The 13,671-nt window shown below is 65.1% G+C and carries 7 protein-coding genes; 2 read left to right on the plus strand and 5 right to left on the minus strand.

Annotation, left to right across the window (positions count from 1 at the left end; genetic code table 11):
• Positions 1 to 23: 23 nt before the first annotated feature.
• Positions 24 to 911: a 16S rRNA (cytidine(1402)-2'-O)-methyltransferase gene (rsmI, locus tag AB870_RS22105; protein ID WP_047906297.1), complete on the plus strand. Its 888-nt coding sequence runs from the start codon at positions 24 to 26 to the stop codon at positions 909 to 911.
• A 127-nt stretch (positions 912 to 1,038) separates the two neighbouring features.
• Here rsmI and AB870_RS22110 read toward each other — a convergent pair whose 3' ends face one another.
• The 5 genes from AB870_RS22110 to AB870_RS22130 form a co-directional block, all read right to left on the minus strand.
• Entirely contained in the window at positions 1,039 to 8,487 is a 7,449-nt protein-coding gene (locus AB870_RS22110; protein WP_047906298.1) for an NEL-type E3 ubiquitin ligase domain-containing protein, read from the minus strand.
• 206 nt (positions 8,488 to 8,693) lie between these two features.
• The gene (locus AB870_RS22115) at positions 8,694 to 9,488 is read right to left on the minus strand and encodes an ABC transporter ATP-binding protein (RefSeq protein WP_047906299.1); all 795 of its coding nucleotides are present in this window, start codon (positions 9,486 to 9,488) and stop codon (positions 8,694 to 8,696) included.
• 2 nt (positions 9,489 to 9,490) lie between these two features.
• Positions 9,491 to 10,399, minus strand: a complete 909-nt coding sequence (locus AB870_RS22120; protein ID WP_047906300.1) for an ABC transporter permease — start codon at positions 10,397 to 10,399, stop codon at positions 9,491 to 9,493.
• 252 nt (positions 10,400 to 10,651) lie between these two features.
• Positions 10,652 to 11,638, minus strand: a complete 987-nt coding sequence (locus AB870_RS22125) for an ABC transporter substrate-binding protein (RefSeq protein ID WP_047906301.1) — start codon at positions 11,636 to 11,638, stop codon at positions 10,652 to 10,654.
• A gap of 538 nt (positions 11,639 to 12,176) precedes the next feature.
• The gene (locus AB870_RS22130) at positions 12,177 to 12,779 is read right to left on the minus strand and encodes a septal ring lytic transglycosylase RlpA family protein (RefSeq protein ID WP_071386905.1); all 603 of its coding nucleotides are present in this window, start codon (positions 12,777 to 12,779) and stop codon (positions 12,177 to 12,179) included.
• Positions 12,780 to 13,014: 235 nt separating this feature from the next.
• On the opposite strand from AB870_RS22130, the gene AB870_RS22135 reads away from it, so the two are divergent.
• A complete protein-coding gene (locus AB870_RS22135) occupies positions 13,015 to 13,671 on the plus strand; it encodes an MBL fold metallo-hydrolase (protein ID WP_047906302.1) in 657 nt (218 codons plus the stop codon).

A 13,671-nucleotide genomic window follows, 5' to 3' on the forward strand; every position in this document is an offset into this window, starting at 1 on the left:
CCCCGATTGCGGAGTCCGATGCCATGGATGAACGCCTGATGTCGCTGGCCGACGGCCAGCACTACCCGGCGGGCACGCTCTATGTCGTGGCCACGCCGCTGGGCAATGCCGCCGACATCACGGTGCGGGCCTTGCATATCCTCGGCATGGTCGACGCCATCGCCTGCGAAGATACGCGCAACAGCGCCTCGTTGTTGCAGCGGTATGGCATCGACAAACCGCTGATTGCGGCCCATCAGCACAACGAGAACGAAGCGGCGACGCGCGTTGTGGAGCGCCTGCGCGGGGGCGAGCGCATCGCCTATATTTCGGACGCCGGCACGCCCGGCATCTCGGACCCCGGCGCGCGGCTGGTGGACGCGGTGCGCACGGCAGGTCTCGGCGTGGTGCCGGTGCCCGGCGCCAGCGCGGTGATCACACTGCTGTGCGCGGCGGGCGCCTGGGTCGAGACATTCACCTTCGTGGGGTTCCTACCGTCCAGGGCACAGCAGCGCGCACAGGCGATTGCCACGCTGGCCGCCTCGACAGCCGCACAGGTGTTCTACGAAGCGCCCCACCGGATCGTCGAGACGGTCGAGGCCCTGGCCGCAGGGCTTGGCGGCGAGCGGCGCCTGCTGATTGGACGCGAGTTGACGAAGCGCTTCGAGGACATTCACGAGTGCGCGCTGGCCGATGGCGCGGCGTGGCTCAGGGCCGACGCCAACCGCCAGCGGGGCGAGTTCGTGCTGGCGGTGTCGGGCGCCGCTGCACAGGACAGCGGCGACGGCGTGAACGGTGAAGCCGAGCGCGTGCTGGCGTTACTCGTGGCCGAACTGCCGACGAAGAGTGCGGCGAAGCTCGCCGCGGCTATCACCGGCGCCCCGAAGAACGCACTCTACGAGCGCGCGCTGGCCCTCAAACCGGCGAAGTGAGCCGCATGCGTGGGGAAGCGCCTGCACAGGCGGCCGGATTATCGGAATGATCCGAGATCGTGCACGGCGCAGGCACAGACTTTGGCGCGGACGCTTACGCCGCGCCCGGCAAGACACGACGTACGACTCAGCCCTTGGCGAACAGCCGCTGGACGAGCGGCCCGTAAGCCTCGTGTACCAGATCGCGCTGCACGTCCGGCCCGACTTCCCGTAGCGCATCGTCGTCGTTTTCAAGACCGGTGCCCTTGAGCCGCTCCTGTGCGCGGGCTCTGAACGCGTCCGGATCGGCGCTCTGCGCGAGCTTGTCGGTGGCGGCGTCGAACGCTTCCGGCCACCGTCGCCGCAGCGCTTCCTGTATCGGCCCGGAATTGGACAGATAGGACGGAAAACGCTGCGCCTCACGGTCGAGCACCATGACTCTGGCCGCATCGAGGTCGTCGGGCGTCAGGCCCGCCACGCCGAAGAAGCGCATGTCTTCGGCGTCGATCGGCAACTTCAACGGCTCGCGCAACTTCACCTGATACCCAAGGTAGACCTCGACTTCGTCGACGTACGTCATGGTGGCGACTTTCGCCCGCGCGATATCCTCAAGCTCCGCGAGACGGAACAGCCCGCGCATTGTCGTTTCGAGCGCCGCCGGGTCGTTGTCGTAAGCGCCGTTGGCGACGTCCGCGGCGAGCAGCCTCTGCTTCATTTGCCCGTAAGTCCAGGTCACGCGGTCTTCGCAAGTCTCGGTCGCGCACAGGCTGAGCGGGAAGGTGTCCTTGCGCAACACCTCGTCCGTCTCCAGGCGGCGCACCCAGTGCGTGACCTTCGTCCGAAACGCCTCGCTCTCGTAGTTCACCGTGCGCCGCAGGCGATCGAGAAATGCGGAAAAGTCATCGGCGTTGTCCTCGTCGGCGAAGCGCTGCCACATTTCCTTGCGCGCTGCCTGAAGCGACGGCTCAAACCAGTCCGCGACGGCGTCTTCCAGCGCGCGCTGTCTTCCGCTCACGCCAGGCATCGAGAAATCCAGCCGGAAATCCGTCGCTCGCGCGCCCCGGCGAGTCCAGTCGGCGACCGCCTCTTCCGGTATCGGATTGCGCGACAAATCCACGCTCAAAAGGGGCCGCTGCACGCCTGCCTGCGCAATGCCGCGTACGTTTTCAAGGGCAGTGGGGACGCGGGAAAGCTCGTTGTTCGTCAGCCGCAAGTACCGCAACAGCGGCATTTGCGGAAGGTCCGACATTGTCGCAATGCGATTGTCGGACAAGTCCAGAAGCCAAAGCCCTGTCAGGCGGTGGTCCGGCGACAGCGGCACGCGCGTCAGGTCGTTGTGCGTCAGGGTGAGACTATCCAGCGCGGACATATCGACGGGCAGGTCGATTCGCTGAAGGCGCGGGTTCGCGGTGATCGCGATGCTCTGCATCGGAAGCGGCCCCGCATCAGGGGTGCCGGGTGACGCCGACGCAATCGCGACCGTGTGCAGGGCATCGTTGTTATTGATGCTCAACCCGCGCAGTTCGCGGCAATCGGCGGGGATCCGGATCGAGTTCACGTTCGTACCGTCGATGCTGATGGCGGTGACGCGGCGCATCGGCGGCAAGGCGAACGCCTCGGGGAGTCTTGCCGACTTGATGCTGAACGTCGTGACATCCGGCATATCGCGCGGGAGTGTGAGATCGACCGGGCCGGTGATTCGCAGCGTCCTGAGGTTGGGCATCGCCTCGGGGAGCGTGAGACGCGCTCCGGTATGCTCCACGACGCTCAGCGTCTCGATATCGAATGGAATGCGGTCCGGCCCGTAAAGGCGAATCACCGCTTCGGGCTCGACAAACCTGAAGGCCCACGACGGCGGCGCCCCCTCGAGAATGCGTGCGAGCGCGATCTTCCTTGCCTCCTCCTGAGACAGCCGGCCCGCCCTGCCGAAATTCTGCGGCGAAAAGTTATCGAGATAGGCCTTGGCCTCGCGCTGGTTCGGAAACAGGCCGGCGGTGACCAGCATCTTCGCCGGGGAGGCATTGACGTCGATTGGCGTGCGCAGATATTCGAGGAAGTCGAGCGGTGTCGATCCAAGCACCAGCCGCCGCTGTGCCAGCCATTCACGCCCTTTTCCATCGAACGCCGTGCTGGGGAACTCGAACTTGTCCAGATACTGCTTCACCTCGGCTTCGTTCGGAAACACATGGGAAGCGCCGAGGACCTGCTCCGCGGTGAGCCCCTCTTTGCGCAGCACGATCCACATGTCGCTGGGACGCAGATACCGGTACAAGGACGGCGGCGTGCGTCCGTTGAGCTTGCCTTCGATCAATTCGCGACGGCGCGCGGCATCGGGAAGATTGAACGCGGCAAGGTACCACCGGGCCTCCTCGGCGCTGCGAAACACCCCCTTCGCCAGCAGTATTTCCTCGGCGGTGAACATGTCGTCCAGGGTTTTTGCATAGGCGGCCGCCCAGACGGGCCGCACCCCGGTGGCCATCTCCTGATCGAACCATGCCCACATGGCGGCCTTCGGAAAGTCGAATTGCTCGCGATATCGCTGCAGCGAGGGGTCGACGCGCACCGCCCGGCTCCCAAGCACCTCCGCCGGCGTCTGTCCTGTCCAGCCGAAGATACTGCCGCGCTCGAACGAACGCGCATAGGGAAAGAACATGGGCGGAATCTTGCCGGTACTGTAGAGCGCCTGCACGAGATCCTGACGGCGCGCCGCCGCCGCGTCGCGCGGAAACACGAATGCCTTGAGAAACGTCTGCGCGTCGGCCGGGCTGAGTCCAAGCTCCATCAAGCGCACGACGGGGTCGTTCGTCCCGCGGTTGCCGCGCAACTGTGGCGCGCCGCCGAGCAGGCCCGCGTCGTCCCACCGCCACTTCCCGTCACGAAAGACGACGGGAATCCCCGCGCCGTTCGGTTGCAGGGGATCGCGCACCCTCACCGTCGCCCAGCCGTTCTGCGAAAAGACCTCAAACGTTTGCCCGCCATCGCGGATATAGCTGCGCCCGTCGCGCTCGTAACGCACGCCCGCGTTGCGGGGCCCTGTCCCCACGGGAATGGGCCACGCGTGTTCCACGTCGACGCCATGCTGCGCCAACCGGCCGTCGAGCCGCCCCTTCCCGTCGAATGCCGCGCGTTGGTATTGGATCGCGTCGATCGCCTGCGTGACCTCCGCGGCCGATGAAAAACGCGCCTTGCGCGCCCACGCCAGCAGTCGCCGGGGATCGAGCACCTTCAGGCCGGCGGCCACATCCATGAAATCGGCCCACAAGAACGCCACGTCCAGCAGCGCATCGGCAAATTTGCCGCGCTGGATGTTCCAGTAGGCATTCTTCAGATCCTCGCCGACCAGCACCGCGGTCCCGAGTCCGCACAGGATCAGCCCCGCACCGCCTGCCGGTACGATGCACACCGGCAGTGCCGCCATGCGCACGCCCGCAACAATCTGCGACCAGATCATTTCGGACCGGCCGGTGGTACTCTCCTGCGCGTCGTCGATCTTGTCGCGCAGCCGTTGTTCGCAAAAGCGTGCAAAGCTGTCGAGCACCGGGGCGCCGAACTCGGACACGCTCACGCCGTCGCTGTGACGCAATGCATCGTCGATGGTCTCCCGGTCTCTCACGAGCGCACGCGAGCGCAAGTCATCGTCGTATGGCGGACGGTGCAACTGAGCACGGTACTCGGACAGGGGCATCAACTCGGACCCATACGGTCCGTGAGGCAGCCACACGAAATCCTGGCGGATCGCCTGTCCCGCCGGATCGTCCGAGCGGCGCCAGCGGCGCGACAGTGTCAGCACGCCGGGAATGCGGCATCGGGCAACGTGCAGTTCGCCAAGCGCGGCGTTGCCGTTTGAGGTCCGGTCCGGCAGGCCTTCTATCAGCGCGCTCATCCAGACGGCATCCGTCTTGTCGATACGGCCGTTCGCGATCTCCTGCGACAGCGTCAACCGAAGCTGAGCATGTGTCGATGCTTCATTGAGCCTGCGCAGCGACTGCGCCTGCGAATCGTCCGAGCCGATCCAGGCACGCATGTGCGCGATGTATGCGTCACCGGCGTAGGTGGTTCGCAGATTTCGCTCAAGGCTTTCCCGGAAACTCGCGGTGCCGAGTACGCGGGCGATTTCCGGATCCTTGGCAGTGATGCGCGCATCACGCAGGAAATTGTTCGTCGGTGCCAGCGCATTGTCGCCGTACTGCCGATAGCCCTCCAGCACCCAGTCCGTCAGGGTCATGTTCTTGCCGTTGAACGCGATCGAGACTTCGTTCGCATCGGCCTTTTGCAGTTCCGGCAACCCGTTCGCCTTTAGCGCGCGAGTCAGCTTCCCGCTCTCGATACGACGCGTGAACTCTCGTATGGGCGGAAGATGTGTGCCTTCAAATTCGCTGAACTTCTGTTCGAGCGCGAGCGCATCGGCCAGTTGCGCCGGCAGCTTTGGCGCTTTGGCCAGGGTATCGAGCGAGACGCTCAGACGTTCGAGCTGCCGTTGCGCCCATTGCTCGACCCGAGGGCCGAGTCCATCGCCCTCATACGGCGCGAAGCGCAGATAGTCAGACTTCCAGTTCACGGGATTTTCGGACTGAACGTCGAAGAATTGCCGAAGCGCCCGGCGTTCGCCCGGCGCCGCCGCCTCTAATGCGACCTGCGGGAAAGACTTCGGCGTTTCCGTCCCCGTCTGCACGGTGGACGGCGCCATCTCGCCCACCAGCGCCTGATTCATGCGGGTCAGGTCCAGATACTGGAACAGCTCGCGGCGATTGCCGAAAACGGTCCACGCCTTGTCGTTCGGGCGGTACAGGACAACACAGCTGTCCCCATCGCCTTCCTTGCGTGTGAAGACAAGCCACGGCAACAACGGAACGGGACGGGATACGCCGGGCGCGTCCAGATGCAACTCGCCGATCTCAATTCCCGGAGCGCCTCGCAGCGCCTGCTCGATCAGCGTCAAACCGCGGACCCATGCGTGCGAGCCGCCAGTCAGATGCCCCTTGAGCTTGGCTTCCAGAATGTCGCGATACAACTCGGCCTCGAGAAATGCCGCGAAGCGGCCCTGAAGCGCGGGAATCTGCGAGCGAGCCGCATCGAGCCGCGCCTGAGGTGTCGTACGGCACCGTTCGTCGCGCAACAACGCGCGCATGCACCTCTCCTGTTCGGCGTCGACGCGCACGCCGTTCACAAACCCTTCGAACGTGTCGGGGTCGAGGTCCGGATCGCCGCAGAGGCACGCGTCGATGAGCGAGCGCCGCACCATGACCGGCTCACCGGTGGCGTGCCCCGAGGCGGGATAGCCGACCGTCCAGGATTCGGGCGAGCCGTCGAGCCCCGCGCTGGCGAACGCGACGGCAAAGCCGTCGCGCGGCTGCGTTTCGTCGAGCGCCTGTGAGAACTGCCCGAAACGATCGCCTGCGGCCTGCACATAATGCAGCCACAGCTTTTGCTCGGACTCGGGCGCGCGCGCCAGCCAGTCGAGCGCCGGATCGCTGCGCCAGCGCGCTTGCATGGCCTCGAACAGGAACGCCTCGTCGGACGCGAGCGATGAATGTTCGTATCGATCTACCGTATCGATGATCGCGGTGACGGTGTGGTCCGCGCCGCTTGCCTGCGTCGTCTGCGTCGTCTGCGCCGTCTGCACATGGGCGACACGCTCGGTCGTCGGCGCAGCCGCCGCGACGGACAGCGTGTCGCGCTTGCGGCGCGCCAATATCCGTTGCGATGCGTCGGTGCCCGGGGCAGCATGGGTGCCCGCGGGGTGCGGCGATGCTGCGCTCCCGGCGGGACGCTCTGCGTCGGCATCGGCGTCGATGACAGGAATTTCGCCGAGGTCTCTCAACAGGATCGCGGAGACTTGCCGGACGGTTTCCGGCGCGTGAGGGTCGGCGGCCGCCGATACGACATCGGCAATGGCGTCCAGCGTCGAGCCCCATACCCCTTCGGCGCCGGCATGCACCGTGCGCGCCAGCCGCTCCACCAGATGCTGTTGCGACGGCGTGACTGTCGGCACCAACGAACCGTCACCATCGCGCGACTGTGAAGCGTCCGTTGCCTGAAGTCGACGGCTCGCGGCGCGCATCCATTCACGGCCGAGATACACCACGGAACCTGCACCGCTCAGGCCCAGCGCAGTCCCCATCAGGTGAGCGCTCACGCCCGTTGCCGATTGCACGGCAGCCTCCGGCGCCTGCGGGTCATGCGTCGTCACGGTGTTCAACGGGATGTCGACGCCCTCTTCATGCGGCTCGCGGTGGTTCCTTCCCCAGGACACCAGGGTGCTCACCGCGGCGTTCAGCCCGTGCGCCACCCTGCCGAGCACACGCGGCACGCTTTGGAGCACACCGCCGTGCCGGGCGCCGGCCGAGTGTGCCATCGTGTGCGGCGCGCCACGCTCATCCTGAGTTCGAGCGTCGCGCACCTCATGCACGCTGGACGAATTGTCCGGCCGGGACGGCACGCGGCAGCGCGGCGGCGGAATCGTCGGCGGCTCGAATGGCGGCAGTTCGCCACGCTCCTGCTTTTGCCTCGCGACGCGCGCCGCCCTGGGCAACGACCAGGTCGCGATCGCATCCTTTACGCCGGCCAGTTCGCGCCGCATCACCGCGCGCTTTTCTTCGTTGGGCTCCATCAGCATCGCGTGCGACAGATCGATGGCCCGGATGTGGCGATCGAGCTGGCGGCTCTGGGTTCCCGCCTTGAGCGACGCCTTCTGGTCGAGCAACGCCGCCTTGCGCGCGCTGAGCACCGCCTGCGCCTGACGCGCCTGCCAGGCGCTCAACGCCGTGCCGGCAGCATCCGCATCCAGCGACCGGGTGTCGTTGAGGGCAAGCCACTGGGCAGCATCGTGGTTCGCGATGGCGTTGTGCTCCGCCCTGGCGGTGCGAACCGCCAGCGGGTCCACGGTCGACGCACGGAAGTCGCCGTACATCCACGTCAGCGCCTCGCGAATGACGATCGAGAGCGGCGTCGGGTCGCCGAATTGGGGCAGGCCGGGAAGCCGCGAGGCCTGGTCGTTCGCCGCTCTGACCCAGTCGCGCACCGGCAGTGCGCGCAAAACGTCGTCGGCGGGCGTGAGGGGCGAGGCATTGAGCCGGGCGCGCAGCGCGATGACGATACGGCCGAAATCGAGCCGGCGATGCGTGTCCAGCGCCTCCACGCCTTTGAGCCATTTTCGGAATGCCTCGCGCGAAACCTCGGGGAAGATGGCGTGGAAGATCTCTGCCGGTCCGGCCGCGTCGCGCGCCAGCGAAGTGAGTCGGTCGATGTCGGTTCGAGCAACCCCCGATGCTTCCAGTTCGGCCACCAGTTCGGCGAATGCCGCCTGACGCTCCTGCGCACAGGACGGCCCCCAGCGAAGCAACGCCGAGATCGCGCCGCCCAGCGCCAATGCGCAACCGAGCAGCGGCGCGCCGGCAAGGCTCACGCCGGTCGCGGTCCCCAGCGCGCCGAGTATTGACAGCACGTCGCGACCGATCGACGGCCATGGGTCCGCGCCCGGCTTTGCGGCCGCGGCACAGGCCGCGTCGGACTCAGGGTCTCCCGTGGGCGCCGGTGTCGAATCCGGTCGCACTGCCAGCGCCGGCGGACCGGCGACATTTTGCGATATGTTGAGCATCGGGCGCCTTGCCTGAAACCAAAAGCCCGGATTATTTTCCGATAGCTCTGTCGCGTCTTTCAGGATTCGTCCGCGTGGCCGGTCGAGACGTCTGCATGCGGCGTCCGCAAAAAGAAATGCCCCCGGCGAAGCGGGGGCAATGTGCGGTAGGTACGGGATGTGAGATAGCCGCGCCGTCGCCACGCGCCGGCGACCGGCCGTACCGCCTAGCTCAACAACAGCGCGTCGTCGTCGAGTTGTTCGCCGCGGGTGCGCTCGAACATCTGCAAAAGATCCGGCACGTCGAGTCCCTTGCGCGCGTCGCCCGAGACATCGAGCACGACCTTGCCCTGATGCAGCATGACCGTGCGCTCGCCGTAGTCGAGCGCCTGACGCATGCTGTGCGTGACCATCATCGCAGTGAGCTTGCTCTGCTCGACGATGCGCGCCGTCAGGCCCAGCACGAACGACGCGGTCTTCGGGTCGAGCGCCGCCGTGTGTTCGTCGAGCAGCAGAATGCGCGACGGCTGCAACGAGGCCATCAACAGACTCACGGCCTGACGTTGCCCCCCCGAGAGCAAACCGATGCGGTCCGACAGGCGGTTCTCCAGCCCCAGATTGAGCAGGCTCAATTTTTCGCGAAAACGCTCGCGCAGTTCCTTGTTGAGCGCGAAGCCAAAACCGCGGCGCTCACCGCGCTTGACGGCCAGCGCCATGTTCTCTTCGATGGTCAACGCCTCGCACGTGCCTGCCATCGGATCCTGGAACACACGCGCCACCTGATTGGCACGCTGCCACGCGGTTTTCTTCGTGACGTCGTTGCCGTCGATGGATATCGTGCCCGAATCGACCGACAAGTCGCCGCTGATCGCATTCAGGAAGGTTGACTTGCCGGCACCGTTCGAGCCGATGACCGTGACGAACTGCCCCGTCGGAATATCCAGCGACATGCCGCGCAATGCGCGATTTTCGATGGGCGTGCCCGGGTTGAAAGTTATCTTAAGGTCTTTTGCGCTCAGCATGATCAGGCACCTCCGTTCTTGCGGGCGAACAGCTTGCGGCGCGTTGCGGGCAAGACCAGTGCCACCGCAACGAGCAACGCCGTCACCAGGTTGAGGTCCTGCGCCTTCAGACCGATGAAATCGCTATTGAGCGCGAGCGCGATGAAGAAGCGGTACAGCACCGCTCCGATCACCACGGCCAGCGTGGTGAGGATGAGACGCCGCGCCGGCAGGATCGTCTCGCCGATGATCACCGCCGCCAGACCGATCACGATGGTACCGATGCCCATCGAGATGTCCGCACCGCCCTGCGACTGTGCGAAAAGTGCGCCTGCTAGCGCGACCAGCGCGTTCGACAGAGCCATGCCCGCCAGAATCTCACGGCCGGTATTCACGCCCTGCGCGCGCGCCATGCGCGGATTCGCACCGGTCGAACGCATCGCGAGACCTTGCTGCGACGAGAAGAAATAATCGAGACCGAGCTTCGCCACGACCACCACGACCAGCAGCATCAGCGGGCGCAGCACATAGTCGGGCAGCCACGCCGGTGCATTTTCGGGCAGCAGCATCGTGAAGACGGTGGGCGACGTGATCAGCGGCACGTTCGGCGCGCCCATCACGCGCAGGTTCACCGAGTAGAGCGCGATCATCATCAGGATACTGGCGAGCAGGTCCATGATTTTCAGACGCACGTTCAGCCATCCGGTAATGAACCCGGCAACCGCACCGGCGGCCATCGCCGCGAGCGTTGCGGCAAAGGGATTGGCATCGTTCGCGATGAGGATGGCGGCCGTGGCGCCACCCAGCGCAAAACTGCCGTCGACCGTGAGATCGGGGAAATTGAGGATGCGGAATGAAATCAGCACCCCGAGCGCCACGAGGCTGAAGATCAGACCGATCTCCAGAGCGCCCATCAGAGAGAAAAAGGACATGTTCGTAATTCCACTGCGCAAGACGGCCCATGCCGGGTCTCGGCATCGGCGCCCGCACGGCCGAGTCGGCCAGTTCAGGTCATAGCCGGTCGTTGTGCGACCGCGTTTCGGGGGAAGCCATCGCGCCCATTCGATAGGAAAAGAGCGGCGGGGACAGATCGTGTCCCGGCGCCGCCCTGTCGCTTGCCCGGCGGGGCGAACATCGGCCCGCCTCGCCGGCAACGCACGCGGGGTCCGCGTGCGTGTCGCTCGTTACTCTTTGATGACCGTCTTGGCTTCCTTCACCAGATCGTCCGACAGCTTCACGCCTTGCTTGGCGGCAGCGGCCGTGTTGACGAACAGTTCCAGATTCGAGCTGGTCTGCGAAGCGATCGTGCCGGGCTTTTCCCCCTTGAGGATGCGGCCCACAACCTTGCCGGTCTGACGGCCGAGATCGTAATAGTTGATGCCCAGTGCCGCGATGGCGCCGCGCTTCACGCTATCCGTGTCCGAAGCGACCAGCGGAATCTTGCGATCGTTGGCGACCTTCACCAGCGATTCATACGCCGACACGACATTGTTGTCCGTGTTCGTGTAGATCACGTCGACCTTGCCGACCAGACTGTTGGCGGCCGAGCTGATGTCCACGGTGCGCGGCGCGGCGGCCGTCTGAAGCTTCAGTCCGGCAGCCGGCAACAGCTTCTCGAGTTCCTTCACGACCACCACCGAGTTGGCTTCGCCCGGGTTGTACACCATACCCACGGTCTTGGCGTTGGGCACGACACGCTTGATGAGTGCCACTTGCTTGTCCAGCGGCAGCTTGTCGGACACGCCGGTCACGTTGGTGCCCGAGGCGTCCCAGCTCTTGACCAGTTGTGCGGCGACCGGATCGGTCACGCCGGAGTACACAAGCGGCACCGACTTGGTCGCGGCGGCCACGGCCTGAGCCGTCGGCGTGGCAATGCCGATGATGGCGTCCGGCTTGTCGCCAACGAACTTGCGCGCAATCTGTGCCGCCGTGCCGGTGTTGCCCTGGGCGCTTTGATATTCCCACTTGAGGTTCTTGCCGACCTCGTAGCCTTCTGCCTTGAGTTCGTCGCGCGCGCCGTCGCGAATGGCGTCGAGTGCCGGGTGCTCCACGATCGCCACCACAGCCACCGACTTCGTATCCGCCGCGAATGCCGCGCCGGTCGTCCCCAACAACGTTGCGGCCACCGCGCACAGCAGGGTGCGCTTGGCGTATTTGCCCATCGTCGACATCGAAACTCCTCCAGGAATATTGCTTGAATATTGATTAATAGATGTAATTGGTGCGCCCGCCCGGGTCTCTATGGGCATTCCATGGATGCACACAAAGCGTGCACCTGCGCGTGGGGCACAGTCTACCCACATCCCTCTCGACGAACAACGGTTGCCAACACAACTTCCCCCGAGGCCCGCCGAACATCGGATTGCGCCCAAACGCTGGCAGATTTATGCGGCAATCGGAAAAAAAATAGTCGATTCGGTCGTACACATTTGAATGTGCGCACGTTCGTGCGAGGCGTTCAGCCAATGAGATTCGCCGGGAATCGAAATAATCGTTCGAAATCTGCCCGCAATGAGCGTTTTTTGCGCAACAAAGCGGCAAGCGGACGTCCCGCTTTTTAGGAGGAATCGGCCGCGAATTCGGAATGTCGTTCGGTAATCGCGAGGCCGATGAGATCGAGGCACCGGACGCACCGTGTCAATCGCTCGGGTCGTATGAATCCCGTGCGTCACGACAGGACTATCGCGCCGACAGCGGTGTCGGGAAAAATCAGGGGGTGTTGTTGCTCTCGTCGAGGCCTAGCGCGGCGACTTCACTACGCGAGAGGCGGCGAATTTCGACTTTGGCATGGCCCGCGCGAATGAAGTCGAGTTGCTTGGCCGCACCGTAGGACAGATCGATGATGCGGTTACGGGCGTAGGGGCCGCGGTCGTTGATTTTCACCACGACCGTCTTGTTGTTCTTGGTGTTGCGCACCAGCGCAAAGCTGCCCAGCGGCAGCGTCGGATGCGCCGCCGTCGGCTCGTTCATGTCGAACGCCTCGCCGGTGGCCGTGCGCCGTCCGTGGAAATTCTTGCCATACCACGACGCCATTCCCGTCTGGAAGAACGTGCCGGCGTCTGCGCGCAAACGGGCTTCGCCATCGCGATCCGGGGCATCCGGATCTCCGGGATTGAGACCTTCGTTACGGTATGAACGGCCCGGCCATTGCAGATCGAAACTGGAACCGACCGGCGCATTGGCCTCACGCGCACGGGCGCGCGCGCCTGTCGCCGAAGTGGCGGCAGCCGTCTGGCTGGGGGGTTCGAGCGGCGTTGTGCAGGCTGTCAACGTCAGGGCGAGGGCGCAGCAGACCGCGAACCGTGTGAGCATGTCGCGTGTTCGCATAGCCTGCAAGTCTAACACGACGCAAATGTCAACCTAACAGCGAGCGTTCACTTACCGGCGAAGACTTGATTACAAAGCGTTACCCCGGATTCGGTGCCGCTGCCCAATGGGCGCTTTCCAGAAGCTTCCACCCGCGCGCACGGCAATGTGCTAGACGGCCCGGCGGGCGGCGGCCCCCCGGGCCGAATACAATAGACGAAAATCGCGTCCCCGATACCTCATGAACGTCACCCTGATTCCTGTCACGCCTTTCCAGCAAAACTGCACCCTGCTCGTTTGCGATGCCACAAAGCGCGCCGCCGTGGTCCACCCCGGCGGCGACATCGACCGGATCGTGGGCGAGATCGAGCGCCAGGGTGTAACCCTCGAAAAGATCTTCCTCACCCACGGTCATCTTGACCACTGCGGCGGCTCGGGGGCGCTGGCAGCCAGATACGACGTGCCTATCGAGGGTCCGCACCCGGACGACGCCTTCTGGATCGACCAGCTCGAAGCCCAGAGCGCGCGCTTCGGCTTCCCGGCGCCGGAGCCGTTTACCCCGAATCGCTGGCTGGGCGACGGCGACACCGTCACCTTCGGCGACGTCACGCTCGACGTCTATCACTGTCCGGGCCACACGCCCGGTCACGTGGTGTTCTTCTCGAAGGACGAACGGCTGGCGAGCGTAGGCGACGTGCTGTTCGCCGGCTCCATCGGCCGCACCGACTTCCCGCGCGGCAACCATGCGGACCTCATTGCGTCGATTCGCAACAAGCTCTGGCCGCTGGGCGACGACGTGACGTTCATTCCCGGCCACGGTCCGGTGTCGACGTTCGGGCAGGAACGCCGGACCAATCCGTACGTTGCCGACGCCGTACTCGCCCGGAGCGCCTCATGA

Source organism: Pandoraea faecigallinarum (assembly GCF_001029105.3).
Classification (GTDB): domain Bacteria; phylum Pseudomonadota; class Gammaproteobacteria; order Burkholderiales; family Burkholderiaceae; genus Pandoraea; species Pandoraea faecigallinarum.

Excerpts from the sequence above, each read along its gene's own strand:
- AB870_RS22110 (WP_047906298.1), bottom strand. The coding sequence starts at position 8,487 with ATGCTCAACATATCGCAAAATGTCGCCGGTCCGCCGGCGCTGGCAGTG.
- AB870_RS22115 (WP_047906299.1), bottom strand. The coding sequence starts at position 9,488 with ATGCTGAGCGCAAAAGACCTTAAGATAACTTTCAACCCGGGCACGCCC.
- rsmI (WP_047906297.1), top strand. The coding sequence starts at position 24 with ATGGATGAACGCCTGATGTCGCTGGCCGACGGCCAGCACTACCCGGCG.
- AB870_RS22135 (WP_047906302.1), top strand. The coding sequence starts at position 13,015 with ATGAACGTCACCCTGATTCCTGTCACGCCTTTCCAGCAAAACTGCACC.
- AB870_RS22130 (WP_071386905.1), bottom strand. The coding sequence starts at position 12,779 with ATGCTCACACGGTTCGCGGTCTGCTGCGCCCTCGCCCTGACGTTGACA.
- AB870_RS22125 (WP_047906301.1), bottom strand. The coding sequence starts at position 11,638 with ATGTCGACGATGGGCAAATACGCCAAGCGCACCCTGCTGTGCGCGGTG.
- AB870_RS22120 (WP_047906300.1), bottom strand. The coding sequence starts at position 10,399 with ATGTCCTTTTTCTCTCTGATGGGCGCTCTGGAGATCGGTCTGATCTTC.